Here is a 19,509-nt window from a genome sequence, read left to right as displayed (position 1 = left end):
GCCCCCTCGGACCGCTGCGCGCCCCGCACGACGAAGCCCCCGCGACCGGAGTGGTCGCGGGGGCTGCCGACAGGACGGGGCTGGGTGTCCTGAGCTGGTGTTCTAGCGCCGGGAGTCGGTGTTCGGCTGCGCGCTCGGGCCGGGGTTCAGGATCGGACCGGCAGCGGGCTCGGCGGGAGCGTTCGGCACGGTGCTGGTCGGGGCCGCGGTGTTCTGCACCGTGGTGTCGCCTGCCTGAGCCTTCTTCTCGTCGTCGGTCATCTCCTTCTTGAAGATGTTGATCGACTGCCCGAGGCCCTTGGCGAGCGCCGGGAGCTTCGTCGCGCCGAACAGCAGGATGACGATCCCGAGGATGATCAGCAGGTGTACGCCGCCGAGGTTTCCGAGCATCATGACTCCTTGATCTGGAACTGGTCGCCGTCCGCAGGTCTTCTTCGACCCACGCGGCGGAAGTCCGTGTTCCCCCCATCGTAACTCTCCCGCTCCCCGATGCCCAGGCCGGGGACCGGAACGGACACCGTTCGCACAGGGAAGCGCACCCGCTCGAGCGCGCTGATCGCCGCTAGCCGGTCGACAGCGCCCGGTCCAGGCTCCACAGGACGGGTTCGGCACGGAGCGCCGGGATGTCGGCCTCGGTCACACCGGTGAGCCGGAAGGTCACCCGCTCCCCGGGCAGCAGGGTCATGAACCCGCGGTCCACCACCCCGGACGCGGTCACCCGGTCGGGCTGCACGAGCAGGTCGCGGACGACCGTCTCGGCCTCGACGGTCAGGTCGAGCCCGCCGTCGACGGGCGTGAACGCAGTGCGGTACCGCGCGGGTTCCCACCGCACGTCGACGTCGGGGCCCGGTGTCCAGACCGCCCGACGCCAGTCCATGTCCGCCACGATGAGCTCCCGCGCGGGGTCGTCGACCACGCCGACGGACTCGGGCAGGGCGACGACGGCGACCCCGGCGGACGACAACCGGACGGGCAACGACGCCTCGGCCAGGATCGTGCCGGCCGTGGTGACCCGTCGCACGCGCACCACGCTGTCGTGGCCGCCGCGCGTGGACCGGACGGCGACCTCGACGGGCGAGGACCCGAACGCACCGGGCGAGACGCCGAGGGACAGGGTGTCCGCCACGTCGCCCAGATCAGCCGTCTCGCCGGCGGAGGCCGAGCGGCCGGGGTGATCCGGGCCTCCCGTCCGATCCGCACCGGACGCGACCGGCGAGGCGGGCGCGACCGCTCCGGAGACCGGTGAGACGGGCGACGACGCCGGCGACGCAGCCGGCCCGGAGACGGCGGACGGCGCGACCGCCACCCGCGACACGGGACGGATCGTCAGCAGGACGTCGTCGTACAACCGACGCAGCTCGTGCGCGAGCGGCTTCAGCCGCCCCGCCGAGTCGATCGCCGACCACGACGACACCGGCCACAGGTCGTTGAGCTGCCACATCACCACGCCCGTGTTGCGCGGCCAGTGGGTGCGCCAGTGCTCGACGCCCGTCGCGATGGCCCGAGCCTGCTGCAGCTGCGTCAGGTAGTGCCACGCATCGAACGAGAAGGGCCCCGTGCCGAACCGGGGCTCGATGCCGCGGGCCAGCTTGCCCATCCCGTCGGCAGCCTTCTGGTGGTGCACGACCCCGGGTGCGTCCTGCGACAGCACCTCGTCCGCGACCCCGTCCCGCAGCGTCCGCCAGGCGGGCGGCGCCTGCCAGCCGAACTCGGACACGAACCGCGGCACGGATCCGCGGTAGGCGGTGTCGGGCAGGCGGTTCCAGGCGTCCCACGAGTGGTGCGTCTCGTGGTCGACGTCGTTCGCGGGCAGCGACTCGGCGCCCGACCACGGCGAGGCCACGGTGTAGAAGCGCGACGGGTCGACCGCGTCGACGATCGTCGGCAGCAGGTCGAGGTAGTAGTCGAGGCCCCAGCCGCGGTCACCGAGCGAGTCCGCCCAGCCGTCCACGTCGTGCAGCCAGATGTTCTCGTTGTTGCCGTTCCACAGCACGAGCGACGGGTGCCGGGCGAGGCGGGCGACGTTGTCCCGCGCCTCGGCGATGACCTCGCTGCGGATCGGTTCGACCTCGGGGTACGCCGAGCACGCGAACGGGAAGTCCTGCCAGACGAGCAGGCCGAGTTCGTCGCAGACCTCGTAGAAGTCGCGTGACTCGTACACGCCGCCGCCCCACACGCGCACGAGGTTCGTGCCGAGCGACGCCGCCGCGGTCAGACGGGACTGCAGGCGCGCGCGGTCGACGCGGGAGATGATCACGTCGTCGGGGATCCAGTTCACCCCGCGCACGTCGATCAGCGTCCCGTTGACGTGGATGCCGAAGGGACGACCCATGTCGTCGACCTGCGTGTCGATCCGCGTCGACCGGAAGCCGGTGCGGAACGTGTCGCGGTCGAGCACCTCGCCGTCGACCGTCTGCAGCTCCACGACCACGTCGTACTGCGCCTGCGCACCGTAGCCGCGGGGCCACCAGCGCAGCGCCTCGGGCACGCGCACCGTGACGACGGTCTCGTCGTCCTTCGGCGTCAGCTGCGCCCGCGACCGCTGCCGCGTCGGCGTGCCGTCCTCCTTGAGACCACTCACGGTCACGACGAGCACCAGGTCGTCGTCCTCGCCGTCCTGGTCCAGGTCGTTCAGGCCGGAGCGCTCGACGGTGATGTGGGCGTCGAGCACGCCCTCGCCGGCCTCGACGTCGACGAGCGGGCGGACCTCGCGCAGCCGCGCGGTCGACCACCGCTCGATCGCGACCGGTCGCCAGGGACCGCTCGTGACGGCGGTGAGCCCCCAGTCCCAGCCGAAGTTCGAGGCGTTCTTGCGGATGTACGGGAACGGCTCGTCGTACGGGCCCGGCATGCTGCCGGCCTTCGCGGCGACCCGGCCGGCCTCGCGGTACGGCGACTCGAACAGGATCTCGAGGTCCTTCGTCGTCGCGCCGGACCCGGTCTGCACGCGCGCGTCGAAGCGGTAGCGCCGGTGCATGTTCCGGGTCGTGCCCACGACGACGCCGTCCAGGCTCAGTTCGGACACCGTGTCCAGGCCGTCGCAGACCAGGTCGACACGTTCGTGGCCCCGCGGGTCGACGTCGACCGCGGTGCGGTAGGCCCAGTCGGCCCGGCCGACCCACTTCGCCGCCTGCTCGTTCAGGTGGAAGGTCGGGTCCGGCAGCAGGCCCTCGCGCTCCAGGTCGGTGTGCACCTGCCCCGGCACCGTCGCCGGGATGCTGCGTCCCGCGACGCCGTCCGGCGCGCCGGTTCCTCCGGCCATGGTCACGGTCCAGCCGTCGCGGAGTTCCTCGCGTTCGAGGGTCATGCGGGTCCTTCTCTTCGGCGGACGGGGTGTCCGTCGCCTCGGTCGGGACGCCGGCCGGCGGCCCGCCCCGTGGCCGGTTGGTCGGCCTGGAGGCGCGGCACCGGTTGCCCGGGCGTCGTCACGTCGCGCGCGCGATCGGGTGGCGCTCGCGCGTGGGGGTGCTCGGCGATGCTAGTACGGGATGCTTTCGGCAACCTACGTGGTGACAGCGCGACTTCGTGGTGACAGCGCGGTCTCGCGCGTGCAGGGTGGGGAGGTGATCACCGTTGCACTCGCCAGGACCCTCCGCGACGCCGGCCTGCGCTGGCACCCCGAGACGGGCGACCGGTTCGTCATCGACAAGCCCGAGGTGGACGAGGACGTCTACACCGTGTCCGAGATGACCGTCGAACGACACGACTCCCCCACCGGCACGATCCTGGGCTTCAACGGGACGACCGAGTGGGCGCTCGACTCCGTGACCGCGTCGGAGTCGCTGTGGCTGCCGCGTGAGGACCAGTTGCGTGAGCTCCTCGGGCCGTCGTTCATCGGGTTGACCCGGGTGTCGGTGAACGGCCGGATCGTCTACACGGTCACCGCGACGATCGGCGGTGCTGACCGCAGCTTCGCGTCCGAGGTCCCCGCGATCGCCTACGGCCAGGCGCTGCAGGCGTACATCGCCGCTGCGCTGTCCTGAGGGGCGCGCCCGGGGTGCCCGATCCTGGACGTTGCCGGAATGGCTGCTGGGGGTCGTTTGGTTGCATGGCACCATGACCGTTCCGAACATCACCCTGAACGACGGCAAGACCATCCCGCAGCTCGGCTTCGGCGTCTTCCAGATCGACCCTTCGTCGACCAAGGAAGCGACGCTCACGGCGCTCGAGGTCGGCTACCGCCACATCGACACCGCCGAGATGTACGGCAACGAGAAGGAGGTCGGCGAGGCCATCGCGTCGTCCGGCATCCCGCGTGACGAGATCTTCGTCACCTCGAAGCTCAACAACGGCTTCCACGACCCTTCGGCAGCTGCCGAGAACGGCAAGAAGTCGGCCGACCTGCTCGGCGGCTACACCGACCTGTTCCTCATCCACTGGCCGCTGCCCACCGTCTCGGACTTCGTGCCGACGTGGAAGGCGCTCGAGGAGCTCTACGCCGCCGGCACCTCCCGCTCGATCGGCGTCAGCAACTTCCAGGCGCACCACCTGCGCCGCCTGCGTGCCGAGACGGACGTCCCGCCGGCCGTGAACCAGATCGAGGTGCACCCGTACCTGGCCCAGGACGAGCTCCGCGCCGTGAACAGCGAGCTCGGCATCGCGACCGAGGCGTGGTCCCCGATCGCCCAGGGCCTCGTGCTCGACGACGAGACCATCACCCGCATCGCCGGCGCCACGGGCAAGAGCCCGGCGCAGGTCGTCCTCCGCTGGCACATCCAGCGCGGCGACATCGTGTTCCCGAAGTCGGTCACGCGTGCCCGCGTCGAGGAGAACTTCGCGATCTTCGACTTCGAGCTCTCCGACGAGGACATGACGGACATCACGACCCTCGACAAGGGCCACCGAACGGGTCCGGACCCCGACACGTTCGACTACGTCCCGGAGTAGTCAGCAGTTCCCACGAAGGGCGGTCGCGCGGTGCGCGGCCGCCCTTCGTCCGTCGGTGGCGCGGCGTGTGCGCGGCGTGTGCGCGGCGGCGCTCAGCCTGCGTGTGGCGTGTGCGCGGCGGCGCTCAGCCTGCGTGCCGCGTCACTCGGCGTTGCCGGTCGCGAGGATGCCGAGCGCCGAGTCGCCGGGCCGGGCGTCTGCCGGTGTGCTGATCACCGGCGACCACCGCAACAGAGCACCCGGCTCCTGCCGGAACCCGGAACCCGTCGCCAGTCCGTACGTCATCGTCGTGCCGTCGGCACTCCGCACGCCGCCACGCAGCACCAGGTTCGCGCTGGACGTCCACGTGCCGCCGGGAGCCCGGTAGGAGCCGGGGAGTGTCGTCTGGCCAGCGGCGAACGTCGTCCCCTCGGGCGCCGTCACGGTCACGGTTCCCGAGATGCGGGTGATCCGGGCGTGGACCGAGAGCGTCGTCGGTACCGCAGTGTCCGCACCTCGGTTCAGATCCGTCGCCGGCGACTCGGCCGGCCGGATGGGCTGCCAACCCGGGACGTCCTCGCGGTCGATCGGCTCGAGTCGGCCGTCCACGAGCCGGAAGGCCTGCGGGACGCCGCCGTCCTGGACTGATGCGCTGTCATGGTACGCCGCGAGCAACGCCGGTTCCTGGTGCGCGACGAGCAGGAACTGCCCGTCTCGGTAGGGGCGGTCCCCGAAGACGTCGTTGAGCACCGCACCGGTCTGATCGCCTCGGACCGAAGCAGCGGCGATCTCGGAGCCGTCCGTGTCCAGGTGCGCGATCGTCAGGTAGTCCCGCTCCGCCCACGACGTGTGCGACTTGTACGAGGTGACCGCCCGCCAGCGCAACCGCTCCTCCGCACCGTCGACGGCCAGGGACCCGACCACCCGGTTCCCCTGCCCCCGTGCGAGGACCGCGTTCCCGCCGACGGAGTCCGCCCGGACGACGATCGCGTCCTCGCTGCCGCTCGAGCTCCGGAGCACCACGGCCAGCTGCGCGGCTCCGGCTCCGACCGTGTCCGCGATGCCGATGGCCCCCGCAGCGGTCGCCGTGCCCCGCCCGCTGACGGTCCCGAGCCCGCCGACCGCGGGTGCCGGCAGGTTCCAGCGACCGAGCGGCACGTCCGGTACGGAGTCGCTCACCACCCCGACGGGTGGGTCGTAGGCCGGGATCTCGTGCTCGATGACCCGTTCCCGGGAGTCGACGTTGTCCCAGATGCGCTGGTCGAGATCGGGGTACACCGCGATGGTCGACCGGGTGGCGTCCGACATGGGGAACCCGAGGGCGTCGTAGAACGGCTCCAGGTTCCGGTCCGCGATGCGCGATGCCGTCCGGACGAAGAGCGCGTGCTTGTCCTCGGTGGTGAGGACGTTGAGGTTCGTCAACGCCGCCTCGACCCGCAGCGCCTGGAAGAAACGAGGCATGTAGCCGTCGCCGAACGCTCGTCGGAGCTGCTCCCATGCGAGCAGTCGGATCCGATCGTGCGCGGTGAGCCAGTCGCGATCGTCCGACGCGAAGTACGCCTCGAAGTCCCGGACGCTCTCGTCCCACCGGCTCCCGAAGCCCAGACCGTCCTGGACGGCGAGGGAGGACAGGTTGGTGACGGTCTCCGACGTCCCCGGGAACAGGTTGATCGGCGCTTCGTAGGTGTGGCCGATCTCGTGCCACAGGGCCCACTGCGCAGCAGGTGCCTCGGCGAACAGCTCCCTGGCGGCGCCGGTGTCGACCTGGAACATGATGCGGGTGCTCGTCGCGTTGGCGAAGCCTGCGCCCGTGTCGGGCGAGACGATGTGGATCCGGTGCGGGTGCTTCCGGGACGAGCCGACCGCTCCGTCGACCAATCCGTACGTGGCGTTCGTCAGCTCCACGACCCGATCCCAGTTCGCCGTCCGCGCCTCGAGGTCATCGGCTGCGATCGCGGCCCCGGTCTTCGGCTTCTGGAAGTCGCCGAACATCCGCTCCGCGACGACCTCGACGAACGGCGCGTCGCCGAACCGACGCATCTGCTCCGCGAACGACGCGTTCGTGGATTCGCCGCGGACGAAGACGGGGACGGCGGTGCCGCCGGTGAGCGTGGCCGTCACGTGCCCAGCAGCAGCGGTGCTGACCAGCGAGACCATGCCGTCGTGGGGTGCGGTGACGACGTTCGTCCCCGCCGAGAGCGCCGTGCGGTGGTACCCGACCTCGCGACCGTCGTTGTGCGCGGCGTACGGACCCATCAGCCCGATGGCGACCTCCATCGCCGGGGCACCCGCGGGCACGTCCACCCTGATGTCCTGACCGCGCGCGACGAACCGCGCGGCCGGCTGCAGGTCGCTGTGGGTGTACTTCCTGCCCTCGAGCTCGGCGGCTGCGGCCGCCGTGCCGATCCCGTGCACCAGGACGCGCGTCGAGGAGCCGTCGTCCGAGTGCCGGATCGAGGTCTCGTGCGGATCGCCCACAGCGGATGCAGTGGGCGCGTTCACGGCGTACGTGATGCCGAGCAGGGAGACGGCGGTGACCGCGAGCGCGATCTTGAGTCGGGACATATTCGGTATTTTACATGTCTCCGACCGACGACTCCCGAACGGCGGCTTACCAGTCCTGGGCCGGGCGCTCCACGCGGGGCGGCAAGGTCGAGGTCGTCGGCATCGACGTCACGCTCGATCGCTCCGACGCGACGCGGTGACCGTGAACCGGTCGGTGCGCGTGATCTGCCGGGTCGGCCCGACGACACGTTCCAGCACCGACCGGTACCGCAGGTGCGAGTTCCAGACACACCACAGTTCACCGCCGGACTGGAGGATCGTGGCCGCGTTCCGGAACATCGCTTCGGCCGCGTCGGTGGTCACCGTGGTGTCCGCGTGGAACGGCGGGTTGCAGAGCACCAGCTGGGCGGACCCGGCTGCGAGCTCGTCGCCGGCGTCGGTTCGCAGTGCCGTCACCCGGTCCGCGACGCCGTTCGCCTCAGCCGTGGCCCGCGTCGAGGCCACCGCGATCCGGGACACGTCGGTCGCGACGACCTGGACGTTCGGTCGACGCAGCGCGATCGCCGCTGCGATGACGCCGTTGCCGGAGCCGAGGTCGACGACGGTCCGCGCGGTCGGCACGGCACCGTCCATCGCTTCGAGCAGCACCCGGGTGCCCTGGTCGAGCGAGGCGCCGGCGAACACCCCACCGTGTGCGACGAGGGTCATCCCGAGGTCGTCGACGTGCACCGAGCGAGGCCACGGGTTGGTCGCGGCCGCGCGGTTCGCCTGGGCGCGCAGCGGATCCTGCGCGATGAGCAGCCGTGACTTCCCCCGTCCCCGCGACGCCGTGACCTCGCCGAACGAGCGGCGCAGCACGTCGTTCTGCGACACGTGCATGTACTTCACGTTGCCGCCGCACAGCAGCACGACGTCGGGAGCGGCGAACCGAGCAACTGCTCGGGCGATCTCGTCGAGCCGGTCGTGCGACTTCGACAACCGCAGCACGACGAGCCGGACGTCGCGGAAGGCATCCTCGAGCGAGTCGGGGTGGTGGAAGCCGCGCAGCCCGAACGTGCCGGCGTTCGCTTCGAGGGCCCGCTCCCCCACGAGCGAGTCCTGCACGACCCGGATGTCCGAAGCGCCGTACTGGGTGATGAGTCCGAGCGTCAGGACCCCGAGCCGATCGTCGACGACGGCGACCTCACCGGGCTGTCGCAGTGCATCGCCGTGCACGTTCGGCGCCTCGTCGATGAGGAACCGGTCGGTGCCGTCGATCGCGATGAGATCCGGGGCGGAGTCGTCGCGGCGGCGGAAGAGGTCGGCGAAGTCTGGCACCGCGTCAGCGTACCGACCCGACATCCGTTTTCCTGTCGCTCGACATACCTGCAGGTTGATATACAACATATGGATATCCTGACAACTCCCCCACATCAGGAGTCCTCATGGCACCCTCCCCCTTCCGCGCGACGGCGCTCACCTGCACGGTCCTCGTCGCCACCCTCGGCGCCGGTCTCGCCGTTCCCCTCGCCGCCACGGCCGCCCCGGCCACGACGCCCTCGACTTCGTCCGCGGTCACCGCCTCGCCCGTCGACGACATCCCGGTCGACGCCGCACTCGCCGCACCGCGCGTCCTCTCGATCACGAACACGACGGTCGGGTCGTCGTCGGTGATGGGCACCGCGGGCGGCGACGACGTCTACCTGCTCGTCGGCGACGAGATCGTCGACCGATCGATCGGCGACGGCGGCCTGTTCCAACTGTTCGCGCAGGACCGCCACAAGGACGCACAGCTCGACCTGGTGCGCGTCCACCGCGCTCCCGACGGCCGATCGTCCAGGACCGAGCGCATCGCGATGCCGCGCACGCTGCAGGTCGACGGTCTCCGCGAGACGAACCGGTTCACACCGGGAACCAACCGTTTCACCGGCTCGGCGACGGCCGGCGCGACGATCACCGCGACCGACGCCTCGGGTGCCGTGCTGTTCACCACCTCGGCCGGTCCGGCACGCGGAGCGCTCGGTTCGTGGACGGCGAGCACTGCTCTCGCGCCGGACGCCACCTACGACATCACCTTCCGCCAGACGACGACGGATGGTCGCACGACGTCGATCGACCACGTCGCCTTCGAGTCGTCCGCTGCACCCGCCCCGGTCCTGCGCGCCCTCGACCGTCGGCTGAGCGGTGAGTACCTGCTCCGCGGCTCCATCCACACACGCGCGACGGCGGTCGAGGTGCAGACCGAGGACGGCACTCCGATCGCGTCGACCACACCGGCCAACGGGAGCTTCAGCATCCTGGTCCCCGCGGACCGCGTCGGCGAGACCGTGCTGCTCGTCGCGAAGTCCGGCGCTGTGCCGTCCGCGACGACCGCGGTCGACCTCGGCCCGCTCGGCGAAGACCGCACCACCCCGCCGCCGGTCGTCCGCGACGTGCACGTGCACCCGGACGGCCGGGTCCAGGTGATCGGCGAGCGTCAGAAGACGAACGGCATCTGGGTGCTCGACGGCGACCGCGTCGTCGCGGGCTACCCGGGCGACGACGGCGGGTGGTCCTTCACCATCGGCAAGGAGTCCACCGGCAAGCAGCTCGACCTGGTCACGCTCGCGTTCAACGGCCAGCAGTACAGCGGCGTCTCCGAGCGCGTGGCCCTCCCGCGCCTGCTCGAGGTCGACGGCGTCCAGGACACGAACACCTACGTGCCCGGTCAGCGTGCGTTCTCGGGCACGGCCGAGGCGGGCGCGACGATCACAGCGACCGACCAGGACGGCAAGCCGCTGTTCACCACCACGGCGAAGGCTGCCCGGTCGGGCATCGCCACCTGGCGGGCCACTGCCGACCTCTCCGCCCACGACGGCTACACCCTCGCCTTCACGCAGACGACCGCCGACGGCCGCACCTCCGCCATGCGGGACATCGCGTTCACCGCCGAGGTGCAGGAGACCGTTCCGGTCACGGTGACGACGAAGACCGTCGTCCCCGGCATCTCGAACCACATCACGGGCACCGCCACCCCCGGTGCCACGTTCCGTGTCCTGAACCCCAGCGGCACGCAGATCGTCCCGGGTACGCACCGGGTCGCCGACGACGGCACCTGGTCCTTCGACCGCGTCGTGTCCAAGGGCGCCACCAAGCTCGACATCGTGATCGAACAGACCGTCAACGGCACCGCGACGAAGTCCGGCACCTTCTCCCTCGCCGCCGCCACCGAGCGCGAGGTCACGGTGACGACGAAGACCGTGGTCCCCGGCATCTCGAACCACATCACGGGCACCGCCACCCCCGGCGCCACGTTCCGTGTCCTGAACCCCAGCGGCACGCAGATCGTCCCGGGTACGCACCCGGTCGCCGACGACGGCACCTGGTCCTTCGACCGCGTCGTGTCCAAGGGCGCCACCAAGCTCGACATCGTGATCGAGCAGACCGTCAACGGCACCGCGAAGAAGTCCGGCACCTTCTCCCTCGCCGCGAGCTGAGCACACCACGCACCACGCACCACGCACCACGCACCACGCACCACGCACCACGACGACAGCACCACGACGACAGCACCCCCGAGGCCCAGCAGCCTCGGGGGTGCTGCGGCTCCGGGCCCCGTACGTCGGCGCCCTGACCCCGCACCTCGGCGTCAGCCCGTCGTCACCCTCGCCCCGCCACTCGCGATCCGGACCCGTGCCGTCCCCCAGGTGTTGCCCCGGACGGCGAAGTGGTTGTCAGCGCTCCCGAAGCGGACCGCGACGACGAGCGCACGCCGCGCGGAGTCGAAGTGGTTCCCCGTGATCGCTCCGTCGTTCGCGCCGGCAGGCACGTTCACCCCGACCCCGGCCCCACCGACACCGACCACCCGGTTCCCACGGATCGTGACGGCCGCGTTCGAGTGGGCGAGACAGACGCCGTTGTCGACGCTCGCCTCGATCCGGTTCCCGTCGATGGTCATGCCTCGGGTCAGCTTCAGGAGGATGCCACCCTCGCCCGGAGCACCACCGCCACCCGTCAGGACGTTGTCCGACACGGTCCCCGTCGCGCGCGGCCGGGTGGAGCCGACGGTCGTCCCCGCCCCGCTCACGACGATCGCGGAACCCGGTGCGAGGTCGGACGACCTGGTCACGGTGTTGCCCGTGATCACGATGCCGATCGGAGCGACGCTCGTCTGTTCGCGGTCGTGCGGGTCCTTCGACGGCACGGCGGCGATGCCGACCCGGCACCCCGACACGACGTTGCCACGGATCTGGATGTCCTCACCCGCGTGGGTGTCGATGCCCTCCCACTCGGGGACGTCGGTGATGCGGTTGCCCGTCACGCGGACCCGCGCCGATCGCCGAGCGTGCGCCGGGTCCCACCGCGCATCACGCGTGAGGGTGATGCCGTAGGAGTTCACCCGGTCGCCGGGTTGTCGGACGTCCCGAACTGCGTTGCCGTCGATCAGGCCGTCCACGACTCCGACACCGACGATGCCGGCGTAGCCCAACCGTTCCATGGTCGTGCCGGTGACCCGGAACCGGTCGCAGTACTCGAGGTGCACGCCGTCGTGCGGGATGTCGTGGAAGCGGCCGCGACGCACCGTGATGCCGCGCAAGGGCGCCCCTCGATTCCCCACGACCGCGATGCCGTGTCCGGCGCCGCCGGTGTCGGCACCGGTCCCCGTGACCACGGCGTCGACGATCTCGACGTCGGACGCCTCGATCACGATCGCGGTCGCGTCCGTCACCATCGTGATCGCACCGGTACCGGTGAACCGCATCCGGAGCGGCCGCCGGAGCACGAGGCTCCGCGAGCGTCTCCAGGCGCGGTCCACGACGAAGTCCCCTCCGGAGGGCACGGCATCGACCGAAGCCTGCAGGGCATCGGTGCCGACGTCGTCAGCTGCCTCGGTCGCAGCCGGACGCCGCAGTGCGACCACCGCGGTCAGTCCGACGCCACCGGCCGCCGCCGCGAACAGTGTCCGGCGACGGAGCCGTCCGGCCGGGCCCCTCTGGTCATCCACCACGTTCACTCCCTCGGCGGGGCGGTCACTCACCCCTGCAGGCGCGACCCTACGGCGCTCCCCGCACACTGTCCACTCGTTGGTATTCCAGCATACGAGGCACATTCTGTATCTCGCGTTGTCGGATAGGCGATGGGTTTTCACGCCTGATATGTTGCGTGCCATCCGGACCCTCCGGACACCGACGGGCCTGCCCGTCCGCCCTCAGAGACGAGAGAGACACATCGATGAAGAGACACCCCCGCAGGAGCGTGGCACTCACCGCCACCGGCCTGACCGCCCTGACGATCGCTGCGACCGCCGGGCTCTCCCCGGCGAACGCGGCGGCAGCGGACGAGTCGGGCCGAACCCTGGTCGGCCCCCTCGTGACCGAGACCTCGGCCTTCGCCGGTGACGCGTCGATCCCGACGTTCAGTGCACCGTCGGCGGCACCGGCCGGCGCGGAGATCCCGGCGAACCGGGCGAACACCCTCGCCGCGGCGCGGGCTGCCGCCGTCCGGTGGAGCATCCCCGCCCCCGGGGCGGTCACCACCGTCCGGCCGCTCTCCGATCCGGACCTGTGCCTCACGGCGGCGACGGCCTCGATCACGAGCTACTCGCCGGTCACGCTCGAGACCTGCGTCGACGGCGAGGCGAAGCAGCGGTTCCGCACCGCGGCGAACACCGGCTCGAACAACCCGATCGGCACCGGTCTGCAGTCGACCTACAACCGTGGCTTCCTCGGCCTGTTCAACACCGACCGCGTCATGCGCCTGCAGTCCCAGAACGTCGCCGACCGGCTGCCGAACACCGAGGACTTCACGCCGAACTTCAGCGCCCGCGTCGACTCGACCGACGTCTCGACGCGGAGCGCCCAGATCTCCGGCACGGGGACGCCGGACGCGACCGTCCTCATCGACGGCCGGAACCCGCAGGCGGTCGACGAGCACGGGCAGTGGACGGCACGCGTCACGAACCTCCCGCTCGGCACGAGCACCATCGCACTCGAGCAGTACGAGGGCACGGAGCGGACCGGGTCGACCGAACTCGAGGTGACGCTGACCACCGCGCCGCTGACGTTCGAGGCGGCGTTCACCCCCGGCGACCTGACGGCTCCGGTGACGGCGAGCGGCACGGCGCAGGCCGGTGCCGAGGTCCGGCTGTACGACGCCGCGGGGAAGCAGCTGGGCGAGTCGGTCACGGCCGGCCGCAGCGGCGACTGGGAGACCACCATCCCGGCACCTGACGCCGGCGGTGTGATCGCGGTCACGGCTGCGCAGTTCATCGACGGGGCCCGCGACACCGAGCACGAGGTGACGCGCGAGGTCGACTACGGCACCGCGGTCAGCCTCACCACCCCGGGGGACGGCGACGCACACAGCGGCGGCTCGGTCGCGATGTCCGGCAGTGGCGAAGCAGGGTCGGCCATCCACGTGGTCGAGGTGACCGCGGACGGCGAGCGTGTCGTCGGTCGCAGCGCCGAGGGCGTCCTGCCCACCGGCCGCTGGTTCGTCGACACGGAGGACCTCGACCGCGCTGAGCACGTCCTGCGGGTCGTCCAGGGTTCGAAGGGCGCCAACACCACCACCGCCGAGGTCACGATCAACCCCGGCGAGACCGGCCGTCTGACCGCGGTCCGACTCTCGGGTCCGCAGACCGTCACCCCCGGGGTGTCGAACCACATCTCCGGAACCGGTGAACCCGGCGCGACCTTCCGCGTCCTGAACGCCTCGGGCACGCAGATCGTCGCCGGCGAGCACCAGGTCGACGACGCGGGCAACTGGTCGTTCGACCGGGTCGTGACCAACGGTGCGACGAGCTTCGAGTTCATCATCGAGCAGACCAAGGGCGACCAGGGGCCGGAGCCGTCCGAGCTGTTCAGCATCGCCGCCAACCAGGGCTTCGCGCCCATCGAGACCAGCACCCGGGCCGTCGACCCGGGCGAGGTGAACACCTTCGAGGGCACCGGTCCCGCCGGGGCGACGCTCCTCGTGCTCAACGCCTCGGGCAACCAGATCGTGGCGGACCCGGTGACGGTCAGCGACGAGGGCACCTGGAGCTTCGAACGGGCCGTCTCGCGCGGCGCGACGAAGTTCGACTTCAAGTTCGCGGTGTCGGTCTCCGGATCGGAGTTCACGACGTCGCTGTTCACCGTCCACGCGAACACCCGGTGACGTCCCGCTGACACGACGATGCCCCGGACCGATCGGTCCGGGGCATCGTCGCACGCCGAGGGTCAGCGCGGCCCGCGGTACAACACGATCTGCGTGTTCCGCTGCGGCCGCGCACCGGCCCGCAGCGACACCGCGGCACCCGTCGTCGTCGCCGCGAACACGCGCGCGCCCGGCCGGTTGATGAGCTGGTCGGCCAACGCGGTCTCGAGCTCGCGCACCCGGTCGCGCAGGTCCTTGTTCTCGTTCTCCAGGTCGAGCACGCGCCGGATCCCCTCCAGCGACACCCCCTCGGAGCCGAGGCGCGCGATCTCGCGCAGCTGCGCGACGTCGCGCATCGAGTAGCGGCGGGAACCGCCGCGGGTCCGGCCGGGCACGACCAGGCCGAGCCGGTCGTACTGCCGCAGCGTCTGCGGGTGCATCTCGGACAGCTCCGCGGCGACCGCGATCGCGAAGACGGGCGAGTTCTCGTCCATGTCGGTCATGGCGTGTTCCTTCCGTCGTTCGCGTGGTGGTGAAAACCAGCCTGGAGGCCCGGCGAGCGTCCGTCAGGAAGCCGCACCCCGCCTCCAGGCCGGTTTACTGCTGTGGTTGCGTGACGCTAGTCACGCGCCTTGGCGAGGAGGTCCTCGCGCGGGTTCTCGTCGGGAAGCGCCTCGGCGAGTGCCTCGACGGCCTCACGCTGCTTGTCCGACAGGTGCGACGGCACCGCGACCTGGACGGTCGCGAGCAGGTCGCCCGTGCCGTTCTTCGTCGCGACGCCACGGCCCTTGACGCGCAGGACGCGACCCGACGGCGTGCCGGGAGCGACCTTCAGCTTGACGGGCGAACCGCCGAGCGTCGGGACCTCGATCGTCGCGCCGAGGGCTGCCTCGACGAACGTCACGGGGACGTCCACCCGCAGGTTCAGACCATCGCGCTCGAAGACCGGGTGCTTGCGGACCGAGACGGCGACCACCAGGTCACCGGCCTCGCCGCCGTCGGGCGAGGGTTCGCCCCGACCGCGGAGCCGGATCTTCTGGCCGTCCGCGACCCCCGCGGGGATGCGGACGTTCACCGGTCGACCGTTGCCCTGCGACAGCTTGACGGTGTCGCCGGCGATCGCCGTGGTGAAGTCGAGCGTGGTCGACGCCGTGACGTCGCGACCCTTCGTCGGTCCACCGAAGCCGCGGTAGCCGCCGGAGGTCTGGCCGAAGCCACCACCGCCGCCGAACATCCCGCCGAGGATGTCCTCGAAGCCGCCCGCACCGCCCGGGCCGCCCTGGCCGAAGCGGACGCGCTGTCCGCCCCCGCCCTGCTGCTGCCCGAACATCCCGCCGAAGACGTCCTCGAAGCCGCCGCCCTGGCCCCCGCCGCCCGCCGTGAAGCGGGCGCCGGAGCCCATGGCGCGGACCTGGTCGTACTCCTGGCGCTGCTCCTTGTCGGAGAGCACCGAGTAGGCCTCGCTGATCTCCTTGAAGCGGTTCTCCGCCGCGGCGTCACCCGGGTTGGAGTCCGGGTGGAACTGCCGCGCGAGCTTCCGGTAGGTCTTCTTCAGCTCGGCCTCCGACGCGTCCTTCGACACTCCGAGGACCTTGTAGAAGTCCTTGTCGAACCAGTCCTGACTGGCCACTGGTACCTACCTTCCGTTCCGGCTCAGGCCGGGACCGCCACCGCGACCTTGGCCGCACGCAGGACGCGCTCACCGAGCTTGTAGCCCGGCTCGACGACGTCCGCCACGGTCTGGCCGGTGGCACCCGGGGTCGGGAGCTGGACGATCGCCTCGTGGATGTTCGGGTCGAAGGCTTCACCCTTCTCGCCGATCTGCACGAGCTTGAACTTGTCGAAGCCCCCGCGGATCTTCTGGCCGATCACCTGCATCGGGCCCTCGGCGAGGTCACCGTGGGCCTCGGCCCGGGTGAGGTCGTCGAGCGCCGGCAGCAGAGCCCGCACCACTTCGGCGATGGCGACCTCGCGGTTCGCCTCACGGTCGCGCTCGACGCGCTTCCGGAAGTTCACCAGCTCGGCCTGCGCGCGGAGCATGTCCGCCCGCATCTCGGCGACGAGGTCACGGTCCGTGTCGGACAGCTTGTCCTCCTGGATACCGCGGGCGGCGTCGTCGAGCAGGGCCTGGTCCTCCGGGGAGAGGTCGTTCGCCGCGTCCGTTGCCGGGCCACCGGCGGCGGGGCCGTCCGTCGGTACTTCGACGTCGGGCCCCTCCGCCTCGATGAGGTCCTCGGGCTCGGCCGCGTTCGTGGCGTCGCCCTCGACCTGAGGGTCTTCCTCGTTCGGCACGTTGTCCTTGGGATCCGTCATCGTTACTTCTTGTCCTTGTCGTCCTCGTCGTCCACGACCTCGGCGTCGACGATGTCCTCGTCGTCCGCCGGCTGCTCACCCGCGGGCTGCTCGCCACCGGCTGCACCGGCTGCTGCGTCCTGCTGGCTGTAGATGGCCTGGCCGAGCTTGCCCTGCGACTCGTTGAGCTTGTCGAAGGCCGTCTTCACGGCGTCCTCGTCCTCGCCCGCGAGCGCGGACTTGAGCGCGTCGACGTCGGCCTGCACCTCGGACTTGACGTCCTCGGGGAGCTTGTCGTCGTTCTCCTTGATGAGCTTCTCGATCGAGTAGACGAGCTGCTCGGCCTGGTTGCGACGCTCGTTTGCCTCCCGACGGGCCTTGTCCTCGGCCGCGTGCTCCTCGGCTTCGCGGACCATGCGCTCGATGTCCTCCTTCGGCAGCGACGAGCCGCCGGAGATGACCATCGACTGCTCCTTGCCGGTGCCCTTGTCCTTGGCGGACACGTGCACGATGCCGTTGGCGTCGATGTCGAAGGTGACCTCGACCTGCGGGACGCCACGGGGAGCCGGCGCGATGCCGGTGAGCTCGAACGTGCCGAGCGGCTTGTTGTCGCGGGTGAACTCGCGCTCGCCCTGGAAGACCTGGATCGCGACCGACGGCTGGTTGTCGTCAGCGGTCGTGAAGGTCTCGCTCCGCTTGGTCGGGATCGCGGTGTTGCGGTCGATGAGCTTCGTCATCAGGCCACCCTTGGTCTCGATGCCGAGCGACAGCGGCGTGACGTCGATGAGCAGGACGTCCTTGCGCTCGCCCTTCAGAACACCCGCCTGCAGTGCCGCGCCGACGGCGACGACCTCGTCCGGGTTGACGCCCTGGTTCGGGGACTTGCCACCGGTGAGCTGCTTGACGACCTCGGCCACGGCGGGCATGCGGGTCGAGCCACCGACGAGTACCACGTGCGCGATGTCGTTGACCGAGACACCGGCTTCCTTGATCACGTCGTTGAACGGCTTCTTGGTGCGGTCGAGCAGGTCGGAGGTCATCTGCTCGAACTGTGCGCGCGAGATGGTCTCGTCGAGGTTGAGCGGGCCCTCGGCCGTGAGCGTCAGGTACGGCAGCTGGATGTTCGCCGACATCTGCGACGACAGCTCCTTCTTGGCCTGCTCAGCCGCTTCCTTCAGGCGCTGCTTGGCGATCTTGTCCGTGGACAGGTCGACGCCGTGCTCGTCCTTGAACTTCTTGATCAGGTAGTCGACGATGCGCTGGTCCCAGTCGTCGCCACCGAGGCGGTTGTCACCGGAGGTCGCACGGACCTGGATCGTCGAGAAGTCGTCGTCCTTGCCCACCTCGAGCAGGGAGACGTCGAACGTGCCGCCACCGAGGTCGAAGACCAGGATGAGCTCGTCTTCCTTGCCCTTGTCGAGGCCGTACGCCAGTGCAGCAGCGGTCGGCTCGTTGATGATGCGCAGGACGTTGAGGCCGGCGATCTCACCGGCGTCCTTCGTGGCCTGGCGCTCGGCGTCGTTGAAGTACGCCGGCACGGTGATGACCGCGTCGGTGACGTCTTCACCGAGGTACTGCTCGGCGTCGCGCTTGAGCTTGCCGAGGGTGCGGGCCGAGATCTCTTGCGGCGTGTACTTCTTGCCGTCGATCTCGGTGGTCCAGTCGGTGCCGACGTGACGCTTGACCGACGCGATGGTGCGGTCGACGTTCGTCACGGCCTGGCGCTTGGCGGTCTCGCCGACCAGGACCTCGCCGTCCTTGGTGAAGGCGACGATCGACGGCGTGGTGCGGAGGCCCTCGGCGTTCGCGATGACGGTGGGCTCGCCACCCTCGAGAACGCTGACGACCGAGTTGGTGGTTCCGAGGTCGATGCCTACTGCACGTCCCATGTGTGGTGCTCCTTCTTGCTCGAGGTAAGTCGTTGGACTTGCGTCCGATGGACTCAACTCTACTCAGGACTCGGTTGGCGTCAACTCCGGGAGGCCGAAGTTGCGTCGATCCCACTCAACTCCCAGGTCGCGCTTATCAGCAGGCCGGATCGTTCTGTGAATATTTCACATGCTAGTATTGGCACATCATGTGCGGCACGAGCCGCTGCATGGACATCCTCCCGAGCGCCGCGTGAGCGGCCCGTCCTGAAAGATGCACATGTCAAGCAAGAAGAGGGCGACCACCGCCCTGAAGTCCTTCGGCGCAGCGGGTCTCGCTGTCGCCACCATCGTGAGCGGGCTGTCCTTCGGTCCCGCCGCCGCTTCCGCCGTGCCCGGAACGTCGTCACCGGGCAACCAGATCGACGCCTTCACGGTTACGCCACCCACCAACTACGGCGCGCGAAACCTTGATGCCGGTGGTTTCACGGTCTACGGCACTCCTAATTGCCAAGGCGACGTATATCAATGCGATCTCGTCGTGAGCTTGAGCTCAAATCCCCACCACACCGGGAGCTGGATCGGCAGCAACGGGTCTCGATACAACTACTGGGGCTGGGCGGCCGGGGAGACGAAAACCGTCTACTTCTTCACGGGTGGGAACACACCCATGGGAGATCCCGTGTTCTCCGCGAGCCGATCCATCCAGGTCACCCGGCCGCTGACCAACGTCGCGTTGACGGCGAAGGTCGACTCCGTTGACAACATCGCCAAGAGCGCGGTCGTGTCCGGTACCGCCACCAAGGGCGCGAAGGTGTCGATCGGGAGCCAGGAGACCACCGCGAACGCTTCGACCGGCGCGTGGAGCCTCACGGTCACCGGC

Annotated in this window: 15 protein-coding genes; 6 read left to right on the top strand and 9 right to left on the bottom strand. The window is 70.3% G+C overall.

What is annotated here, in order from left to right; all coding sequences use genetic code 11:
- Window positions 1–102: 102 nt before the first annotated feature.
- Entirely contained in the window at window positions 103–390 is a 288-nt protein-coding gene (gene tatA, locus M4960_RS17655) for a twin-arginine translocase TatA/TatE family subunit (protein ID WP_123293839.1), read from the bottom strand.
- 172 nt (window positions 391–562) lie between these two features.
- A complete protein-coding gene (locus M4960_RS17650) occupies window positions 563–3,307 on the bottom strand; it encodes a glycoside hydrolase family 2 protein (protein WP_248704964.1) in 2,745 nt (914 codons plus the stop codon).
- Window positions 3,308–3,563: 256 nt separating this feature from the next.
- Here M4960_RS17650 and M4960_RS17645 point away from each other — a divergent pair, with 256 nt between their 5' ends.
- On the top strand, window positions 3,564–3,983 hold the full coding sequence (locus M4960_RS17645) for a pilus assembly protein CpaE (RefSeq protein WP_123293838.1): 420 nt from the start codon (window positions 3,564–3,566) through the stop codon (window positions 3,981–3,983).
- A gap of 73 nt (window positions 3,984–4,056) precedes the next feature.
- Window positions 4,057–4,887 (top strand): aldo/keto reductase, encoded by an 831-nt coding sequence (locus tag M4960_RS17640; RefSeq protein ID WP_123293537.1) that lies wholly within the window; start codon window positions 4,057–4,059, stop codon window positions 4,885–4,887.
- Between the two features lie 141 nt (window positions 4,888–5,028).
- Here the strand turns inward: M4960_RS17640 and M4960_RS17635 are convergent, their stop codons facing one another.
- Window positions 5,029–7,431, bottom strand: coding sequence for a M60 family metallopeptidase (locus M4960_RS17635; protein ID WP_123293536.1), 2,403 nt, complete (start codon window positions 7,429–7,431; stop codon window positions 5,029–5,031).
- 14 nt (window positions 7,432–7,445) lie between these two features.
- Between M4960_RS17635 and M4960_RS19520 the strand changes: the two genes are divergently transcribed.
- Complete coding sequence (locus M4960_RS19520) at window positions 7,446–7,571, top strand: hypothetical protein (protein ID WP_260097730.1); 126 nt, start codon at window positions 7,446–7,448, stop codon at window positions 7,569–7,571.
- Here M4960_RS19520 and M4960_RS19850 read toward each other — a convergent pair.
- Window positions 7,540–8,688 (bottom strand): class I SAM-dependent methyltransferase, encoded by a 1,149-nt coding sequence (locus M4960_RS19850; RefSeq protein WP_248704963.1) that lies wholly within the window; start codon window positions 8,686–8,688, stop codon window positions 7,540–7,542. The two genes, M4960_RS19520 and M4960_RS19850, sit on opposite strands and share 32 nt — an antisense overlap.
- A gap of 107 nt (window positions 8,689–8,795) precedes the next feature.
- Here M4960_RS19850 and M4960_RS17625 point away from each other — a divergent pair, with 107 nt between their 5' ends.
- Entirely contained in the window at window positions 8,796–10,826 is a 2,031-nt protein-coding gene (locus tag M4960_RS17625) for a hypothetical protein (RefSeq protein WP_248704962.1), read from the top strand.
- 152 nt (window positions 10,827–10,978) lie between these two features.
- Here M4960_RS17625 and M4960_RS17620 read toward each other — a convergent pair whose 3' ends face one another.
- Window positions 10,979–12,334, bottom strand: coding sequence for a right-handed parallel beta-helix repeat-containing protein (locus M4960_RS17620; RefSeq protein ID WP_248704961.1), 1,356 nt, complete (start codon window positions 12,332–12,334; stop codon window positions 10,979–10,981).
- A 251-nt stretch (window positions 12,335–12,585) separates the two neighbouring features.
- Between M4960_RS17620 and M4960_RS17615 the strand changes: the two genes are divergently transcribed.
- Complete coding sequence (locus tag M4960_RS17615; protein ID WP_248704960.1) at window positions 12,586–14,487, top strand: hypothetical protein; 1,902 nt, start codon at window positions 12,586–12,588, stop codon at window positions 14,485–14,487.
- A 62-nt stretch (window positions 14,488–14,549) separates the two neighbouring features.
- On the opposite strand, the gene M4960_RS17610 is transcribed toward M4960_RS17615, so the two are convergent.
- The 4 genes from M4960_RS17610 to dnaK all read right to left on the bottom strand — a co-directional run bounded on the left by M4960_RS17610 (window position 14,550) and on the right by dnaK (window position 18,647).
- On the bottom strand, window positions 14,550–14,960 hold the full coding sequence (locus M4960_RS17610; RefSeq protein WP_123293837.1) for a heat shock protein transcriptional repressor HspR: 411 nt from the start codon (window positions 14,958–14,960) through the stop codon (window positions 14,550–14,552).
- Between the two features lie 125 nt (window positions 14,961–15,085).
- On the bottom strand, window positions 15,086–16,096 hold the full coding sequence (locus M4960_RS17605; RefSeq protein ID WP_134195408.1) for a DnaJ C-terminal domain-containing protein: 1,011 nt from the start codon (window positions 16,094–16,096) through the stop codon (window positions 15,086–15,088).
- A gap of 23 nt (window positions 16,097–16,119) precedes the next feature.
- Window positions 16,120–16,779: a nucleotide exchange factor GrpE gene (locus M4960_RS17600; RefSeq protein WP_123672067.1), complete on the bottom strand. Its 660-nt coding sequence runs from the start codon at window positions 16,777–16,779 to the stop codon at window positions 16,120–16,122.
- Between the two features lie 2 nt (window positions 16,780–16,781).
- Window positions 16,782–18,647, bottom strand: a complete 1,866-nt coding sequence (gene dnaK, locus M4960_RS17595) for a molecular chaperone DnaK (protein ID WP_123293529.1) — start codon at window positions 18,645–18,647, stop codon at window positions 16,782–16,784.
- Between the two features lie 259 nt (window positions 18,648–18,906).
- Between dnaK and M4960_RS17590 the strand changes: the two genes are divergently transcribed.
- The coding region (locus tag M4960_RS17590; RefSeq protein ID WP_248704959.1) for a hypothetical protein at window positions 18,907–19,509 on the top strand (603 nt) is incomplete at its 3' end.

The sequence above is a fragment of the Curtobacterium sp. MWU13-2055 genome (assembly GCF_023242305.1).
Classification (GTDB): domain Bacteria; phylum Actinomycetota; class Actinomycetes; order Actinomycetales; family Microbacteriaceae; genus Curtobacterium.
The sequence above is the reverse complement of the archived record's forward strand: the minus strand, read 5'-3'. Positions and strand labels throughout refer to the sequence as shown.

Coding starts and splice junctions, on each gene's coding strand:
- M4960_RS19520 (WP_260097730.1), top strand. CDS start 7,446: ATGTCTCCGACCGACGACTCCCGAACGGCGGCTTACCAGTCCTGGGCC.
- M4960_RS17635 (WP_123293536.1), bottom strand. CDS start 7,431: ATGTCCCGACTCAAGATCGCGCTCGCGGTCACCGCCGTCTCCCTGCTC.
- M4960_RS17600 (WP_123672067.1), bottom strand. CDS start 16,779: ATGACGGATCCCAAGGACAACGTGCCGAACGAGGAAGACCCTCAGGTC.
- M4960_RS17625 (WP_248704962.1), top strand. CDS start 8,796: ATGGCACCCTCCCCCTTCCGCGCGACGGCGCTCACCTGCACGGTCCTC.
- M4960_RS17610 (WP_123293837.1), bottom strand. CDS start 14,960: ATGGACGAGAACTCGCCCGTCTTCGCGATCGCGGTCGCCGCGGAGCTG.
- dnaK (WP_123293529.1), bottom strand. CDS start 18,647: ATGGGACGTGCAGTAGGCATCGACCTCGGAACCACCAACTCGGTCGTC.
- tatA (WP_123293839.1), bottom strand. CDS start 390: ATGCTCGGAAACCTCGGCGGCGTACACCTGCTGATCATCCTCGGGATC.
- M4960_RS17640 (WP_123293537.1), top strand. CDS start 4,057: ATGACCGTTCCGAACATCACCCTGAACGACGGCAAGACCATCCCGCAG.
- M4960_RS17650 (WP_248704964.1), bottom strand. CDS start 3,307: ATGACCCTCGAACGCGAGGAACTCCGCGACGGCTGGACCGTGACCATG.